At 45.6% G+C, this 17,799-nt stretch carries 10 protein-coding genes and 1 pseudogene; 4 read left to right on the top strand and 7 right to left on the bottom strand.

Annotation, left to right across the window (positions count from 1 at the left end):
* Positions 1-289: 289 nt before the first annotated feature.
* Positions 290-1,420 (top strand): annotated as a pseudogene (locus A4R26_RS30430) (site-specific integrase); the annotation flags it as partial.
* 98 nt (positions 1,421-1,518) lie between these two features.
* Here A4R26_RS30430 and A4R26_RS35735 read toward each other — a convergent pair.
* Positions 1,519-3,897, bottom strand: a complete 2,379-nt coding sequence (locus A4R26_RS35735; protein WP_081170299.1) for an ABC transporter permease — start codon at positions 3,895-3,897, stop codon at positions 1,519-1,521.
* Between the two features lie 267 nt (positions 3,898-4,164).
* On the opposite strand from A4R26_RS35735, the gene A4R26_RS30420 reads away from it, so the two are divergent.
* Together A4R26_RS30420 and A4R26_RS30415 are read left to right on the top strand one after the other, a co-directional pair.
* Positions 4,165-4,695, top strand: a complete 531-nt coding sequence (locus tag A4R26_RS30420) for a fibronectin type III domain-containing protein (protein WP_081170298.1) — start codon at positions 4,165-4,167, stop codon at positions 4,693-4,695.
* A gap of 173 nt (positions 4,696-4,868) precedes the next feature.
* Complete coding sequence (locus A4R26_RS30415; RefSeq protein WP_081170297.1) at positions 4,869-5,756, top strand: glycosyl hydrolase; 888 nt, start codon at positions 4,869-4,871, stop codon at positions 5,754-5,756.
* A gap of 126 nt (positions 5,757-5,882) precedes the next feature.
* On the opposite strand, the gene A4R26_RS30410 is transcribed toward A4R26_RS30415, so the two are convergent.
* Both A4R26_RS30410 and A4R26_RS30400 read right to left on the bottom strand, forming a co-directional pair.
* Positions 5,883-6,125, bottom strand: a complete 243-nt coding sequence (locus A4R26_RS30410; protein WP_081170296.1) for a hypothetical protein — start codon at positions 6,123-6,125, stop codon at positions 5,883-5,885.
* Between the two features lie 371 nt (positions 6,126-6,496).
* Positions 6,497-9,139 carry a beta-glucosidase gene (locus tag A4R26_RS30400; protein ID WP_081170294.1) on the bottom strand — a complete coding sequence of 881 codons (2,643 nt, stop codon included), beginning with the start codon at positions 9,137-9,139 and terminating at the stop codon, positions 6,497-6,499.
* Positions 9,140-9,429: 290 nt separating this feature from the next.
* Between A4R26_RS30400 and A4R26_RS30395 the strand changes: the two genes are divergently transcribed.
* A complete protein-coding gene (locus tag A4R26_RS30395; protein WP_081170293.1) occupies positions 9,430-10,035 on the top strand; it encodes a DUF4291 domain-containing protein in 606 nt (201 codons plus the stop codon).
* A 14-nt stretch (positions 10,036-10,049) separates the two neighbouring features.
* Here the strand turns inward: A4R26_RS30395 and A4R26_RS30390 are convergent, their stop codons facing one another.
* Genes A4R26_RS30390 through A4R26_RS30375 form a run of 4 tightly spaced genes read right to left on the bottom strand, consistent with a single transcriptional unit; the run spans position 10,050 to position 17,790 of the window.
* A complete protein-coding gene (locus tag A4R26_RS30390) occupies positions 10,050-11,120 on the bottom strand; it encodes a PorP/SprF family type IX secretion system membrane protein (protein WP_242675062.1) in 1,071 nt (356 codons plus the stop codon).
* Position 11,121: 1 nt separating this feature from the next.
* Positions 11,122-13,098, bottom strand: coding sequence for an OmpA family protein (locus tag A4R26_RS30385; protein ID WP_081170292.1), 1,977 nt, complete (start codon positions 13,096-13,098; stop codon positions 11,122-11,124).
* Between the two features lie 58 nt (positions 13,099-13,156).
* Positions 13,157-14,158, bottom strand: a complete 1,002-nt coding sequence (locus tag A4R26_RS30380; protein WP_081170291.1) for a PorP/SprF family type IX secretion system membrane protein — start codon at positions 14,156-14,158, stop codon at positions 13,157-13,159.
* Positions 14,159-14,196: 38 nt separating this feature from the next.
* Positions 14,197-17,790, bottom strand: coding sequence for a PKD domain-containing protein (locus tag A4R26_RS30375; protein ID WP_242675061.1), 3,594 nt, complete (start codon positions 17,788-17,790; stop codon positions 14,197-14,199).
* Positions 17,791-17,799: the final 9 nt, after the last annotated feature.

Raw genomic sequence — 17,799 nt, 5'->3', positions numbered from 1 at the left:
CCACTCTCACGTTTATTTGAAAGTAACGAAAAGCATAAAGCCCGTATAAAACTTTGGTTTTGTATGGGTTTTTTGTTTTTGGCAGGCATGGTTTGACATGGATTTACCCGCTTATACAACCGCTTCGAGGGAGCATGAAGGGAGCAGCGCAAAATTTTCTATTTTGCTCCCTCCAAGTTCTGAAACCCTTGTTGCGATTGGGTTTGACCGAGAAAAGTAGTGAAGAAGAGGACTTGAGCGATTGAAACAATATTCGGTTAACAAAAAAGTGTTTGTATGAAGAAGGGAAATCAAAACCTGTTCATTAGGTTCCGGCTATTCAATAGCCGGGGGGAAAAATGGTAAATCCGCCATTTACGTTAGATTCACCATTAATCAGAAAAGAGTAGAATTATCGACCAACCTGTATGTTGACCCAAAAATCTGGGATATTACAGGTCAGTTTGCGAAAGGTAAAACAGAAGAGGTGCAGACTATTAACAGACGGCTCAATCTAATTAAAGCCGACCTCAACAAAAAGCACCTTCAACTTGAAGCACTGGGCAAGCCCATTACCGCAGAAATCCTAAAGAACCTTTACCTGGGGGTAGACGAAAACCAGAAATCGCTATTGGAAGTAATGAACTTCTATTATGACCGCTTTGGCGAAAAGGTTACCAGCGGCCAAAAATCGAAGCACTCCCTAAAATGCGTGTACACCACCCGTGAAGAAGTGAAGTTGTTTTTAAAGCATCAATTTAAGCGAACAGATATGCAGCTGAAGGAAATTAAGTCCTCCTTTACCGAAGACTTTGAACATTTCCTGATGACGCATGAAAAAGAATGCAGCAATACCGCTATGAAGTACATCCGCATTTTGAAACGGATATTGAAATTCGCCGTTGACCAGGAATGGCTTCCTACCCATCCGCTGGCCACATTCAAATGCACCTACAAAGAACCGGCACGCGGAAGGCTTACGATGGAAGAAGTGGTCACTATTTACACAAAGGAATTCGATGTAGAAAGGTTAACTGAAGTAAGAGATGTATTTATCTTTTCCTGTTACACCGGCTTTGCTTACAAGGATGTATTCAGTTTTAAATCAGATGACATTATCACCGGCATCGATGGTGAAAAATGGATCGTGAAGAACCACGCCAATACCAACACACCGGAGCGGGTTCCCCTTCTACCTATAGCGCTTGACATATTGGAGAAATACAAAAGCCATCGCTGGTGCATCGACAAGAACAGATTACTACCGGTAAACAGCAATCAATGCTACAATGGCTATCTGAAAGAAATAGCGCGCATATGCGGTGTTAAAAAGCGCCTCACTTCTCACATGGCCCGGCATACGTTTGCGACTACTATCACTTTGGAACATGACGTTCCTATTGAAACGGTGAGCCAACTTTTAGGGCATAAGAGTATCAAGACCACGCTCCAGGGATTTAAACGCCATCTGGAATACCGGCTGAATAAATTCTCGAACTACATTTTACTAAATTTCTCCCACCCATACCACTTCCGCCCTCATTCCGCCTTCAAACTTTTTACCGGGTTTTCCACAGCCGCTTTAACGGCTTTTATGCATACTGTCATTAACGCAAGACCAAAGGTGATCGCTGCCGCCAATACAAATACCCACCAGCTTAATTCAGTTCTAAAGGCAAAGTTCTGCAACCACTTATTCAACACCCAATAACCTGCCGGCAATGCAATGCAGGTAGCGATCAATACAGGTTTTAATAAGTCTTTTGACAACAATATTACAATACCCTGCACCGACGAACCCAACACTTTTCTAACACCTATTTCTTTAAAGCGTTTATTGGCCGTGAAGGATGCCAGTCCAAATAAACCTAGGCTTGCTACAAAAATGGCAAGTCCGGCAAATACAGACAATATGGTTTGCTGCCGGATGTCTTTCTCATACATTTCACCGAACTGCTGATCCAGGAATTTATACTCGAACGGATACGATGGCGCGGCTTTGCCGTACGCATGCTGTACAAGCGCAATACCTGCCTTTAAGTTGCCGGGTTTTAACTTCACCAATACCTGCCGTCTGTCGTCTGCCGGTGAAATTACCAGGGCGTCGATATTGCTCTTTAACGATTGAAAATTGAAATCATTCACTACCCCAATCACTCTTCGCTTACTGCTGTCACGAACAGTATTGAAGATCCATTTTCCAATGGCTTGCTGCGGTGTCCAGCCAAATTTAGTTGCAGCAGTTTTATTGATCAACACGGCTTCCGTTGTATCGGTCCTGAACCCGGCGATGAAATCTCTTCCGGCAATAATTTTCAGTCCCAGCGTTTTTACAAATTCAAAATCTGCGAATTCAGTTCTCGCATTCATTCGCTCCGGATGACCTTCCACTTCAAACATCTGTCCGTCGAAAAAACCACCGGGTTCACCCGACATGGCCGAAACCGCATGCACTGCGCTTTGGTTTTGCAGCCCGGTTTTAAAAGTATTCAGATTCTCATAGATATACCGGTTATCTATGGGAACAATTACTGTTTGTTCTTTATCATAACCCAATTGCCTGTTCTTTACATAACTCATTTGTTTTGTAATGACAACAGTGCCTACAATCAAAAAAACGGATATACTGAACTGAACAACCACCAGCGCCTTTCTGAACGATGCGCCGCTTTTACCCCATCGCATTTTGCCTTTTAAAGCTTCGATCGGTGAAAACGCAGACATTACAAATGCGGGATAACTTCCTGCAAAAAATCCAACAACGATGATGATGCCGATAGAGAATAAATAAATGTGCGGTTCATTCCATGTTACATTCAATGAATAACCCAACAACTGGTTATACCATGGCATGGCGAGCAATAACAAACAAACTGCTAAAACACACGAGATGATTGTCAGTAAAACCGACTCGCCTATGAATTGCCTGATAAGATTTTTCTTCATTGCACCCAATGTTTTGCGCAGGCCAACTTCTTTTGAACGTTCTACCGAACGAATTGTTGATAAGTTCATGAAATTGATGCAGGCAATAAGTAAGATCAGGATGGCGATGGAAAGAAAAATATACACGGTAGTTTTATCGCCATGCCTTACACTATCCCGCGCATCACTGTCAAAATAAACGTCTTTTAACGGTGTTAGCGATAAAGACCATTTAAAGCCATATTTACGCAGCTCGCCACCGAGGTATTTTTCCACGAAGGCCGGTAATTGTTTTTCAATATTTGATCGTGATATATTTGGAGCGAGCTGTACATACGTGTATACGCCATTGCTTATCCATGTGGTCATCCAGGTTGCATCTTTGTACCGTTCAAGAGAAGTAACAATATCAAAAGTAAGATGTGAACCGGCCGGTACATCTTTGGCAATGCCGGTAACTTTTAGCGGCGTTTCTTTATTCAGCGTTATTATATTTCCTATTGCGTTGTCAACGCTCCCAAAATATTTCTTAGCCGTAGATTCAGTCAGCACCGCACTGTTCAGTTCTTTCAATACCGTTTCCGGTACACCTTTTATCAACGGAAATGAAAACAAACTGAAGAACCCCGGATCGACATCCAGCTCTTTCTTTTCATGAAAAAGTTTTGAGCCTGCCGAAAAGATATTATCATTCTGGCTTACACGAACAGCGCGTACGATCTGACCATCAAAATCATTTAACAATGCCGGCGCATGTTTGCCTGACAAATAGGCTACACTCATCATTTTGTCATCTATGGCCGCCCCCCGCATTACACGATAAATACGGTCTTTGTTCTTATGAAATACATCAACATTGAACTCGCTCATGATAAACAGATAGATCATCATGCAAACGGTAATGCCGATGGTTAGGCCAAAAATATTGATGAAAGAAAATACTTTGCTCCTTATTAAATTACGCCATGCGATCCTGAAATAATTTCTGATCATATTAGATGATTTCAAATGTACAATCCTTCTACAGCCCACTGACCGCATTCAATATAATGCCAGTATTATGGCAAATTGATTATTAATCAATTTCACCGGCTTGTATTTGCAGTATTGTTCGAAAATGATACAGTCATCGTCCGCTTGTGAGGTTAGAATTACATTGGAAAGCCTTTCAATGACAAAGTTTTGACAGTTTTTACTATTGGAAGCTCCCTCAATGATAAAGATTCGGCGTTAACGTTTATCAAACGGGTTATAGAAAAAATGAAAAGTAATCCGTCATTTCCCAATCCGCCGGCAGCCATGGCAGAATTTAAAAAAGTGCTTCCGGAATTGGATGTAGCACTTGTAAATGCCAAAAGCCGTGACAAGCAATGGATAGCTATTAAAAACAATAAGAAGACCATTGCACTGACACTGCTGGAAGAAGTGGCGGCATATGTAATCTCCGTCAGTAAAGGCGACCGGGCATTGATCTTCAGCAGCGGTTTTGAAGTAATTGATGAACAATCCGGTCCAATTAACCCTTCTATTAAAACGCTTGAGGTTGCATTGGGCGCCCCTGGCGAAGCCATTCTGCGGATTAAAAATCAAAAAGGCGCCATTTCATATGTACACCAGTATTCCACTGAAGCGCCTGGACCGAATACCGTATGGCATAGCGTCGGAAGCACTATAGGTAACCATACGTTCACAGGATTATCTTCCGATAAGCGCTACTGGTTTCGGGTAATAGCTGTCGCCCGTAAAGGAAAACAGGCCTACTCGCCGGTTATTTCAAGATCGATACAATAATCGATCAGGACATATCTTAATAGTGAACCCCGGCGGTACCGTCGGGGTTGTTTTATGAGGTTCAGCCGGCTTATAATATTATCATCTATATACTCCTTCCCAAAGGTGGCACCAATGTTGCAGCTAACGGAGATCAATAACTCATCGATCCGCTAGCCTGTAAAAATCCAATTATGATCCGTTATTATGTGATTCCCGCTCTGGCGTTGATTGTATCGCTGGGCGCCTGTTCGAAAGACGCTAACTCACCAACTGACGGTGAGACAAAAGATTCCACCAACAATCCACCGGCCGCTCCTGGTAAGAAAGGCGCCGATTTTTCCACCAACATGCAATATGGCGCCTGGAACGATGACATCGTTGCGCTGAAAGCACACTGGTATTATACCTGGGGGAATAAATTGCATGATGCATCACCGAAGAACTGTGAATTTGTTCCCATGTTCTGGGGACAGGCAGATGTTAACACATCTAATATCAATGCGGTAAAAGCACTTAAAGACCAGGGTAAAATAAAATACGTGCTTGGCTTCAACGAACCCAACCGTGCCGACCAGTCGAACATGACCGTATCGCAGGCGCTGAAACTTTGGCCACAGCTCGAAAGTATTGGAGTACCGCTGGGCAGCCCGGCCGCCGACTGGCCTACGCGTCAATGGTTCTATGATTTTATGGATAGCTGTAAGGCGCAGAATAAACGGGTTGATTTCATCTGCGTTCACATGTATGCAAACGTCGATGAGAACGTTTACCTCAATACATTGAAGGATATCTATAACAAATATAAATTGCCCATCTGGATCACCGAATTCGCTCCTGCCGACTGGAACGCTCAAACACCGGCTGCCAATCCATACAAGCCCGATCAGGTGCTGGCGTTTATGCAGCGGCTGCTTCCCAAACTGGAACAACTCGATTATGTAAAACGTTACTCGTGGTTCTCAGGCGATCCAAAGAGTGCACAAATGTGGTCGTCGGCGTTGATAGATGTTAATGGAAACCTCACCGATCTGGGTAAATGGTACGCCAGTTATCAGCCCAATACGGCCATCGCAAAATAAACCTCATAAAATAACTTAATTATTAAAGGCCGCACAGATCTATGTTACTGTGCGGCCTTTGCCTTTGCTTAAAAAAAAATTGCAGGGCATTGTGACCCTGCAACTTCAAAGCGTTTAAAAGAACGGTTATTCCGCTTTTTCGAATAGCTCGGTAGTAGCTTCCTGTGGAGCTTCTTCAGTAACAGGGGCATCGTTTCCACTGTCTTTAGCCGGTTTTGCTTTCTTTGATGATTTGTCGAGGATCTTCTCCAGGGCGCCAATAGCTTCCTGAAGTGGTTTTAACTTAGCCATCAACTCGATTTCTTCTTCTTTAAGTTTCTTTAATGCGTCTGTCACTGGATTTTCTTTTACAATGGTTTCTTTGGCCATAAAATTTGCTATGTTTTTTTGTGAGGTTTTTTGAAGATGCTAAAGGTTTTGCCCTTTTTTATGAAACAGGTCGCTAAAATACATTCTTCTTTCAAATGGCAAAATACCGGGCAGATTTTAATTTGTCACATCAGTAAAAAGGCATTTAACCCACGTTTTCCCAATGAAAAAAGAAAAAATTACGATCCCGCAACGGGAAAAACTTCAAGCAAATGACAATTAACACATTAGAACTTTTAGTGTTTTGAGGTTTTATCTCAGGCACTGCCAAAAAGAAATATAAAGACCACGTGTTCTGCAACTGTGGCATTTTTAGTTTTCAAATAAATTCATTGGCAATTAATTGATTTCTCCTAAAAAAGAAAGCGCATTTACTGCGCTTTCTTTTTTATAATTATTTCTTTCTTCACCACATTTCCGCTCGATGGGTTGGGTTCGTCTGGTTGATGGCCGCCTGCACATAGCTGCATTTTTCCATTCAGCGCCTGGTACTGTCCGCCGGCATTTACATAAGTAAGGTCTTCCGGCAACAATGTAAACTTAACCACTTTGCTTTCACCAGGCTTCAAGGTTATTCGTTGAAATCCTTTCAATGTTTTCAATGATGTAGCGATGGCGGTATTTTTATTTACCAGGTATAACTGAACCACTTCATCGCCCGCTTTCTTACCTGCATTCGTAACCCGTACAGAAACGGTTATGCCTTTTCCTTCATCTGCAACCGCCGGCGCCTGCAACTGATCATATCGGAAAGTTGTATAACTGAGCCCATACCCAAAACCATATAAAGGTTTTCCGGTGAAATACCGGTAAGTACGGTTCTTCATTGAATAATCTTCAAACGCTGTAAGGTCGGCATCGCTTTTATAGAAAGTAACTGGTAAACGGCCCGATGGATTGTAATCACCGAATAGAATATCCGCAATGGCAGTGCCTGCCGATTGTCCGCCATACCAGGCATTTACGATGGCCGAAACATTTTCAGCTTCCCATGGCGTTGCAATGGCGCTGCCGGTCATCATTACAAAGATCACCGGTTTGCCGGTGCCCTGTAATGTTTTCATCAATTCTGTTTGAATGGCAGGTATCATGATGGTAGTTCTGTCGCCGCCATTGAAACCGGGATCGCTTACTTTCATTTCTTCGCCTTCGAGTTGCGGCGAAATACCGCCGGCAAAAATGAATGCATCCGCATCGCTGTGTTTTTTAGCCAGGGCGTTGAAATCGGTTACTGCGAAATTACCGGTGTTCAGTTTAAGTGTTGCTTTGCCTTCGCCCTGCCAGAACTCGATCACCAGGTGATACACGGAATCCTTCTGCGTGGTAAGCGTATAGGAAGCAATACTACGTTGTCTTCTTGTCCACGAATCGAAAACCGTTTTGCCATTTATACTGAACCGTACGCCATCGTCGGCTATCAATTCAAAAGTGATGCTGCCATTGCCGGTGGGTTTATAATCGGTAACATAACGGGCAGAAAAATGATTGGCACGCAGGTTCTCTACCACCTTTTCTCCTTCCTGCCATTCATGATCGATCTGTTTCTCATAAACGGTTGCCACCGGTTCTCCATTAAGCTCTTTGTTACTATAATAAGTTGCTTTGATACCGGGCTTTCCATCTGCAGAACAATCGCCGCTTATATCGGTAAAGGAAAGCACATTATTGTTGGTAAAGTTCACCGCCTGTTCATACACGACCTTTGTTGAAGCGCCTGCCTTATCTTTTATTCCCTGTAATATGGTGATCAGCTTTGAAGGGATGCCGTTATAATTACCCAGTTGCGCCAGCGGGTTATCGGCATTGGGCCCCAGCACCACTATCTTCTTCAACTTTTTTGAAAGCGGTAACGTATTGTTCTTATTCTTTAACAACACCATCGACTCGCGCGCCATTTGTAATGCATGTTTTCCGTGTTCGGCCGCATCGAGCTTCGAATCGGGTGTTTGCGCATACTTTACCATCGATGGCGGATCGAACATACCGAGTTTGAACCTAACGAGGAAAAGCCGTTTTACAGAAACATCTATTTGCTGTTCAGTGATCTTTTCCTCTTTTACCGCCTGTACCAATGCCTTGTAGGCATCTGTTCCGCAATCGAGATCGGTGCCATGAAACACCGCATCGGCTGAAGCAGAAGCCGCATCGGGATGGGTTTTGTGATTTTTAAAGAAATCATCGATTGCCCAGCAGTCGGAGGTTACATAACCGCTAAAGCTCCACTGGTTGCGCAGGATATCGGTCATCAACAGATCGCTTGCACAACAGGGCTGTTTTCTGAAGGCGTTATATGCGCACATGACGCCAATAACTTTTGAGTCAACCACCAGTTTTTTAAATGCCGGCAGGTAGGTATCCCACAGATCGTACGCGCTCACATCGGCATTGAAAACATGTCGAAGCGGTTCGGGACCGCTATGCACGGCATAGTGTTTGGCACAGGCAGCTGCTTTCAGGTATTTTGGATCGCTGCCCTGGAGGCCGCGTACAAATGCATCGCCCAGCATGGCGGTGAGGTACGGGTCTTCACCATACGTTTCCTGTCCCCGGCCCCACCGGGGATCGCGGAAAATATTGATATTGGGCGTCCAGTAGGTAAGCCCCAGATATCGTGAATTTGTTTTCCCCTCTGCCACCGCCTTATTGAATATAACGCGGCCTTCCAGTGCGGAGTAATCGGCCATTTTGAAAAGCGCGGCCGTGTCGAAGGTAGCCGCCATACCAATGGCCTGTGGAAAAACGGTTACCGGGTAAGGCGTTCTTGCCACGCCGTGAAGGGTTTCGTTCCACCAGTCGTAAGCAGGCACTTCAAGCCTTGGGATCGCCGGTGAAGAATTGAGCATTTGCGAAACCTTTTCTTCGAGGGTCATTCGGCCAACCAGGTCATTTACCCGTTCTTCGAAAGAAAGTGTGTGGTTCTGATAAGGAAATTTCCAGTTCTGCGCAATGGATCGCTGGCTCAGCAGCAGGCAGACCATTACCGCGTAAAAATGAAAGGAGCGTGTGATTTTCATATGCAAGACGCCTTTTGGCTTTAGCAAAATAAGTCATTATACGCATAGTAGCGCCTGCTAAAAAGGAAAACAATTTGGTCAAAAAAGTATAAAAATGTTTAAAAAAGGCAGCAAACCGGCCAAATACTGCCGGTAAGCCGGTATCAGAGCTGTTACCGGTTTATCAGCCAGTTTGCCGGCAAGTGTGCAGAAATGTCAATAAGCGCGTTGTTTACGGCCATAAACGTGCAGTTTTTATTTACTTAAAATCAAATTATAACTTTGTAATAGATCAATAGCAATATCATTACATGAGCAAGAGGATCATACGGGCACAATACGACGATACAACCATAACCGTTTACCAGGCCTATAACAACGAAATCGGACAGTCTGCCATACAACATACAACATTTATTTCTCCGCCTTTTAAAATGGATAGGATGACCTGGATAAAACCATCGTTTCTTTGGATGATGTACAGGTCGGGATGGGCTACTAAAGAAAATCAGGAATGTATACTGGCCATAAAAATAAAACGCGAAGGGCTTGCCTGGGCATTGGAAAACTCCTGTCTGGCCCACTATGATCACAAGCTGCATGCATCCGCTAAAAGCTGGCAACAGGAATTAAAAAGATCACCGGTGCGTATTCAGTGGGACCCGGAGAAAGACATTTATTTACAACCTTTACCCTATCGTTCAATTCAAATTGGCCTGTCTGGCATAGCCGTTGAAAAATATGTTTCTGAATGGATCACCGGTATGGAAGACATTACACCTCATTGCAAAATAATTCACAAACTTATTGCCGCAGGAAAAACGGCGGAGGCGCAAACGCTTGTGCCCGCCGAAAATTTCTATCCTTTGCCTGATCATATTGTATCGCGCATCGACGCCACGGCAGGGCCGGCTTAAGTTGTACGCCTGTCCTACCACACATTCCGCGGGCACGAATCGCCATACCTGTTGCCAATCAAAAACCCAAGCACGATCTCGTGTGTTCCCTTACTATAGGTTTGCAACGGCGAAGTGGTGTAATCGTAGGCATAACTGAGATTGAAGGTATTGGAAACGTTTACCCCCAGCATTCCCGAAAATCCGTCGGAGAAACGGTAACCGGCCCCTACCCATAAAGCATCACGGTACTGTAATTTCATATTCAGATCTACCTGTATAGGTGAAGGGGCAATGAATTTGCACATAGCCGATGGCAAAGCCGAAATATCGTCGTCGAGCATAAAACGGTAACCGGCAGTGGCAAAGATGTTTGGTAAAAGATCAGCGCCATAAGGCTGTACGCGGTTTTCGGAAAAATACACTTTTTGCGGAATGATCTGCTGGGCCGATACGCCAATAAAATAAGAAGCGGAATAGATCCAGATGCCTGCGCCAAAATCGGGTTTTAATGAACTTATGACGCCGGAATTAATAACGGCAGGGTCAACGGGATTTGCCTGGCCGAAATCGAGCTTGCTGCTGTTAAGACTGATATTTCTCAACCCGGCCTCAAAACCCGCCGAAATACTGGTTTGTGAACTAATGCCTAAGTGAAATGCATAGGAAAGATAACCGCCAAAACGGTTCAATGGGCCTGTGCGGTCGTTGAGCACCTTCAACCCAATACCATGGTGCGGTGCGGCTGCAGTATAATCCTGCCAGTAATTTCTTCCCCTTGGGTTTTCACCAGGCATATCAAATGAGGTGGCGGTGATGCGATCGTCCTGCTTGCCAATGGGCATATGTACGGTGAGGTAAGTGGTTACCGGCGCATCGTTGATACCCGTCCATTGATGACGATGCCCGATCTTCACATCGGTATAATTCTCAATCCCGCTTAACGCAGGATTGAGAATATAATTATTGATCACATACTGGGTATAATGGGGTTGCTGTTGTGCAATAACAGAACGGCTTGCCACAAGCAGCAACAGCACCCACATTAATCGTTGAGCATGGTCTTTCACAGGTGCATACATTCGGGGGCTTATGAACTTTCCCATTTTACAATAATTTTATTTCAATACGCCTGTTCTTTTCCCGCGCAGCAGGGTTGTCTTTTTTATCTGCAGTGAATTCTTTTTCAAGCGGACAGCATTCGCCATATCCCTTTGCTATCATCCGTTCCCGCCCGATACCGGCGGTTACCAGATATTTGAAACAGGCTTTAGCCCGGTTCGCAGATAATTTCAGGTTGTAAGCAACCGAACCTTTACCATCTGTATGCGCCCCGATCTCTATTTTAGCCTGCGGGTTCGCTTTCAGGTAAGCGGCCACCTGATCGAGAAACTCATAATCGCTGGCAGCTACCGCCGTATCGTTAAATGCGAACAATATGTTCCGCACTTCTAGTTTGCTTTCAGTGAACAATTGTTTTTGTTTCGGAATGGCGGTCAAACACAACAGCTCGTTCTTTATAGTGTCGCTGCTGCTGTTTACGCTGGTGGTCAGTTGCGCAGGTTGATACTGCGCTTTCGAACCTTTTATATTCAATGCCATTCCTTCTTCAGCTGCTATTACGTATTGTCCTTCTTCATTTGAACGGATCTCCGTTACCGCCTTTCCATCGGTGCCGGTTACCGTAACGGTGGCTTCTGTCAACGGCTGACGGGTAGCGCAATCCACCACCTGGCCGGTATAATACCGCGTGTACGACCTGCTGAGATGAAACAATTCGAGACAACAGGCAGCGGTACGGTCTGAACTGATAAAAACATTCTCCAGCAATTTTTTCGATGCATTGCTGGCGGTGAAATAAATATCATCTTTAACCGAATTGACCGGGTAACCAAAGTTCGTTGGCTGCTGCCATTTGCCCGGCTCACCTGCACTGTAAAACAGATCATAACCGCCCATGCCTACCCTTCCGTTGGTGGTAAATACCAGGGAACCCGAACCTGTATGATAAAAGGGTGCTTCTTCATTAAAAGGCGTATTGATAACATCGCCGAGGTTGGTTGCAGCAACCGGTTCGCCATTACCGTTCAGTTCGGCACACCACAGATCATAACCGCCAAAGCCGCCTGTTCTATCGGAGGCATACAACAGGTACTTACCATTGCCCAATATAACCGGCTGTTGTGCATTACACCCCGCTTCGTTCACGATAGCATTTAACGCTACCGGTTCACTCCATACGCCGCCGGCCCGGGTACTTTTATAAATAGAAGCTGCCTTCTTTCCACCCGTCATTTTCCAACGGGTAAAATACAGGGTGTTGCCATCATTACTGATTGCCGGTGTGCCCTCATGCCATGAAGAGGCGGGCCAGCCAACAGCTGTAATGTTATCTACAGCCCCTCCGGTATAACTTCCCTGGAAAAGATGATTCCTGTTTCGCGGTTTTGCGGCAACCGTACTATCGGCCCAGGTAGCAGTAAACAACAAATTGTTTTCGGGGGTGAAAGCGGGTGCATAACTGGCGCCTTCACGGCCCCCGGTAATTTTTTGAACGGTATACTTTTTTACATCTTTTGATGCAAGTTGTTCCTGTATGAAGCGGAGGTTTTGCAATTCACGGCGGGCCGCGCTGGTATAGGCATCTCCGGTTTTGGATTTGTCGAGAAAAATATTGAATGTTTGTTCAGCTTCCGCATACATTGCCTGCGCCCTTAACACACCTGCATAGTGAAAATAAGCCAGCGGTGTTATATCCGGCGCAGCCTGCAGCAATTGTTTATATACCGGTTGCGCCTTTTCAAAGTTTGTCAGCAAACGGTAGCTCTCAGCGAGATGGTAAACAGCCTGGTGCGAATTACTGTGCTGCGCCATCTTTTTTGAGATGGTTATTTCATACGGCTCATATTCATTGGCATTGCTTTTTGTTCCTGCCTGCAGGTATTTTTCGTAATAAACAACTGCAGAAGCATAGTCGGCGGTTTTATAGTATTTGTCGGCGGCCTTCAGATAGTCGTCGCCAAACTGGGCCTTCACCTGAACGGCAACGGTTAATAATATTGCTGGCAAAAAGATCTTTCTCATTTGTAATTGTTACGCGTGATTGTTGAATTGGCAAATATTGCAAGCAGTGGTACAAACTTTACAATCTCGGACAAATAAACTCCACTTCAGGTGTTTTTGCTTTTTTCCGTCCTGTATACGAAACCGACACTTCAAAGCTGTTTGTTCCACCGGCCATTTTACCTAATTCAGATGTATTGATATCATAACTCATGCTGAACACCAAATTATTCCAGGTAAACCCCGCATGTGCCGCAATAGCATCTTTAAGCCGGTAATTCACTCCCAGCATTACATCGGTGGTAGCTGCTGCCCGTAACTGTGCATACATGCCCAGCATTTTTTCCTGGGCCGTACCCTGCTTCAGGAACAATGCATTTGGAGTAAGAGTGAGTGCATCGTTGATCAGCAAACGCACACCCGCATGCGCTGTATAGCGCACCGGTATTTTTTCATGTCCCGTTGCACTGAACTCATTTTCGGGCCGGGTAATATGCGATGCAGAAAAGCCTGCAAACAGGTTGGCTTTTTTACCGGGCGTGGCATCATAATATAAAATGCCTGCGCCGGCATCGAATTTCAACGAGGACGTTTTATTAAAAGTTTCAGCGGTAGGCCTCAACGTGCCGGTTACCGGGTTCCACTGGTCACTGAACACGAGTTTCGACGGGTTGAACCTGCGTTGTATAAATCCCATTTGCATGGCCATGGCAATACGATGATTTTCCTGTGCGCCAAAACGAACACCGGTATAATTCAAACTGCCATACGCCGTGGTGTATGAATAACCACCGTCGCCTGCCTTCTGGTTAATTACATTTAACCCCAGGTTTATATTTTTACCAGTTCCTTTTTCTACAGAAGCGCCCACCGTTGAAAACGGGCTGCCTACATTGCCCCATTGATTGCGGTATATGCCTGCCACCCGGTAATCCCCATCAAAAAGACCCGTCAACGCAGGATTCAACCAGGAAGTATGGATATAATACTGCGTAAAATGCGGATCAACCTGGGCGCTAACCTTATAACTCCCTGTTATGGCTATCGCCACACCGAGTGCATATAGTACAATTCGTTTCATTTGCTCCCCCTGTTAGTTTTGGTTGTGTTTGATAATTGTTACTTCAGGATCGTTACAGATCCTGTGATCTTTCCAAAGCCGTTTTTCAGATCTATGATATAATAGTATACGCCTACCGGTAATGGATTTCCATGTGTCCTTCCATCCCACGGCGTTGCATAGCCATTTGAATAGAAAACCTTTTGACCGTACCGGTTGAATACTTCCACTACATTGCCCTGGTAATCGGTTAAGTTGGTGATCACCCAGCTATCGTTGATACCGTCGCCATTGGGTGAAAATGCATTCGGCACTCTTACCGGTCTTAAGATCTTTACCGAAAGCGTATCCGATGCGGTGCAATTGCTGGTTCCATCGGTGGCGGTAAGTTTAAACGACTGGTCGTGGGTAGCCCGGTATGATGGGTTCAGGATATTTGGATTGCTCAATTCACCGCCGGGCGCCCATTTAAATACCAGGTTATTGTCGTTCACTTTCGGATTGAATGTTACCACGGAGCCTTCTGCAACAACGAATGAAGGACCCGCATCAACAACCGGCTGCACATGCACCATTACCGGTTTTGAAATTGTATCAGACCGGCACCCGGCAGTATTGGTAACCGAGAGCTCAACAGAATAGGTGTTTGCGTTCGCATATCTTTTATCGTCATTCCGTCTTGTTGAAGTGGTGCCATCCCCAAAATTCCACTCCCAGCCGTTCACCGTTCCCTGGGGCGAGGTGCTTTCATCGGTAAATACCGCATCACTGCCCTGGCATATGATCGCAGGCGCAAAGCTGAACGCTGCTACCGGCTGCAGGGCAAAATTCGAAACCACAGCGGTGGTGCTGTTGCTGCACCCAAAAGCAGAGGTTGCTTTTAACGATACAGTGTAGGTGCTTACTGCTGCATACACGTGCGTTGGATGCTGTGTAGTTACAATTGCACTGTTATCACCAAAATCCCATTCATATTGTAAAGCGGTATTATCGCTTATTGTTGAAAGGTTATTGAATGCGGCGCTGCCATTTGGCATACATACAACACCGGGCGGTGTAAACGCTACCTGCGGCAACGGATGCACGGTCGTATTCATCGTCACTTTATCGCTGGCGCATCCGCGGCTGTCGGTCACTATCAAACCAATTGTATATACACTTGTTACTGAATAATTCTTTGTAAATGGGTTATTGTTATTATGTGTGGCGGATGTATTATCTCCAAAATTCCAGTCCCAGCGTGTAAGCGTTGCACCAAATGCCTGCGATCGGTCGGCGAGGGAAACATCGTTACCTAAACATACGCCCTGCGTAACAGTAAAGGCCGCCTGCGGCGCCTGTAATACCGTTACCACCTGTTTAGCGGTATCGGTGATACATCCGGTGCCTGCTTTACCAACCATTTTAACTGTATAAGTACCGTACCTGGTAAAGGCAATATCCTGCGGATCTTTTACGGTTGAAGTTTGGCCATTGCCAAAATCCCAATACCAGCCGTTGATACCACCCGCGCCTGTACCGGTAGCCGCAGCAGAAAAATCAATAGTTCCGTTTTCGCATACGGTGAGCGGTGTTGCCGTGATTGCCATCACGGCCGGGGATTCAACATTTATCTTGATTAACGTATCGGCCACGCATCCTTCTTCGCTGATCACCCGCAACTGCACATCGTGCAGTCCTGCTGTTGTAAATACTCTTATGGCGGTATCCTTATTACCGGTTGAACCGTCGGGGAAGGTCCATTGCCAGCGATTGATCTTAAAATCGCCGGCATAAGCGGGATCCCATTTAAAAGTAACTTCATCGGGTATACAACCGCTATGCGTATCGGTAAATGCAGGCGCTTTGCCCATATCCTTTACCACCACATCGAGCAACAGCGCTTCTGTATTATTACAATTCTCCAGCGATGGATGGGTACTGTTTATCGTAAAGCGAAACGTTCCGGCCTCGCTGAACCTGTAACTTGCCGGAAGCGTATACTTATAATAAGTTATTCCATTGTGCTGTACGGTACCGGATGATACGGGGTTGTTCTGGGTTACATCGGCATTGGGTGTCATGTAAACCAGTTCGCTTAAATGCCAAACCAGTTTGGTGGGTTGATACGAAATAAGTACCGATAGCTCAACCGGGGAGTTGATACAGGTATGTTCATGCACAGCGCCCGCCGCGCCTTCATGGTTATGTAAATTAAGCGTTCCGTTGAGGTTATTGATATAGGTACCGGCATTGTAGGCATAACTATCCCACTGGCCCAGGCCGTAAGTAACAGCCGTAAATGCCGAATCGCTTCGCACCAGGCATTGCGCCTGGGAAGCATTCCACCGTTTTACAACAACCGAATACCCCGGTTTATTGGGGTGAGGATACACATTTGAAAACGCGGTACCCCCGTCGATAGTCAGCGAATTCAGTCCGGGTGTGGGAATAATAAGCGTAAGATAATTCACCAGGATATTGGTAGCCGTATTGCGGTAAAACCCTACGTTATTGATCGATTGCTCGATGGGACTCAGGTAAACCATTTCAGGATCGCCCAGTCCCTGGTAATTACAGGTATTGTTTGTACCATCGGTCATCGATGGTATGTATTGCGTTACGAGAATGGGTTTGTTTGCTTCTATATAATCGGCGGTTGTACTGATGTACTCGTAATAGGTTCCGTTGATCAGTCCGCCCAACGTAGCGCCGTTTTTTCTTACCACCGTACCGGGGTCTTTAACGGTGACCCTGAAAATTGACGGGTTTGCCACGGTTGCATCGCCGCTTGCAGAAAAGGGCGCCGTAAGATATGTTTTACCCCAGGCCTGCGTGGGAAAGATCTGCTGAATAAGATTATCGCCAAAGCCGGTGTTGGTGTTATTGCAACTTATAAGGGTGAGGCTGCTGCCTGCAAATACGCCCACCGGGTAACAGCCCCCTGTGGCATTAGCTATAGATCGCACTTTTGTTCCGGTAAGGTCCTGCCCATTGGTAGCGCTGATGGCCGCACCCACTACCTGGTATATTTCACCTTTGTTCAATGTGGCCGTGAATGGCACACCGGGCATAGCGCCATTGCGCAACGGCACCGATGGGGTTATTTCAACCATGGTATTATCATGGTCGGCCACTATATACAACCACGAGAAAGCGCCATCGCCGGTACCTGCCGCGCGTATGGCCTGCTGGCTGTTTACTGAGATATATGAATACCCCCACGATTCAACCGGCATCAGCATGGTAGCGCCTGATGAACCGGCCCCGCTGATATGCGCATAGGCAACAACGGGCACATCGCTTTCTATATGAATAGAACGGGGAAATACACGCGATGTTCCGCCGCCGCCATACGCAGGCGGCAGATCGTATAAACGGCTGTCATTAGCGCCCGACTTAGGCATCGGTTGCGAAATAATGACGCTGTTAGCCGGTACTGAATAGTTTTGTACCGTAGTATTGAGATTCCCTTTGATGGTGACCTTTACATTGGCGGCATCCTCGGCACTGAAATACAGAACCATTTCCTGGCTGTTATCCTGTCCGAGCTCCATCAGATAATGCAATCCATATCCAACCCAGAAATCTCTTCCACGGTTCGAGAACTTCTGCGCATTACCAGCAAGCGCCGGTAACACCAATACCATCAATATTATAAACCTCAACTTCATAATCAGTTT

It is taken from the genome of Niastella populi (assembly GCF_002078015.1).
Lineage (GTDB): Bacteria > Bacteroidota > Bacteroidia > Chitinophagales > Chitinophagaceae > Niastella > Niastella populi.
The sequence above is the reverse complement of the archived record's forward strand: the minus strand, read 5'-3'. Positions and strand labels throughout refer to the sequence as shown.

What these genes read in the sequence shown, in the direction of transcription:
- A4R26_RS35735 (WP_081170299.1), bottom strand. Translation starts at nt 3,897, where the DNA reads ATGATCAGAAATTATTTCAGGATCGCATGGCGTAATTTAATAAGGAGC.
- A4R26_RS30420 (WP_081170298.1), top strand. Translation starts at nt 4,165, where the DNA reads ATGAAAAGTAATCCGTCATTTCCCAATCCGCCGGCAGCCATGGCAGAA.
- A4R26_RS30415 (WP_081170297.1), top strand. Translation starts at nt 4,869, where the DNA reads ATGATCCGTTATTATGTGATTCCCGCTCTGGCGTTGATTGTATCGCTG.
- A4R26_RS30410 (WP_081170296.1), bottom strand. Translation starts at nt 6,125, where the DNA reads ATGGCCAAAGAAACCATTGTAAAAGAAAATCCAGTGACAGACGCATTA.
- A4R26_RS30400 (WP_081170294.1), bottom strand. Translation starts at nt 9,139, where the DNA reads ATGAAAATCACACGCTCCTTTCATTTTTACGCGGTAATGGTCTGCCTG.
- A4R26_RS30395 (WP_081170293.1), top strand. Translation starts at nt 9,430, where the DNA reads ATGAGCAAGAGGATCATACGGGCACAATACGACGATACAACCATAACC.
- A4R26_RS30390 (WP_242675062.1), bottom strand. Translation starts at nt 11,120, where the DNA reads ATGGGAAAGTTCATAAGCCCCCGAATGTATGCACCTGTGAAAGACCAT.
- A4R26_RS30385 (WP_081170292.1), bottom strand. Translation starts at nt 13,098, where the DNA reads ATGAGAAAGATCTTTTTGCCAGCAATATTATTAACCGTTGCCGTTCAG.
- A4R26_RS30380 (WP_081170291.1), bottom strand. Translation starts at nt 14,158, where the DNA reads ATGAAACGAATTGTACTATATGCACTCGGTGTGGCGATAGCCATAACA.
- A4R26_RS30375 (WP_242675061.1), bottom strand. Translation starts at nt 17,790, where the DNA reads ATGAAGTTGAGGTTTATAATATTGATGGTATTGGTGTTACCGGCGCTT.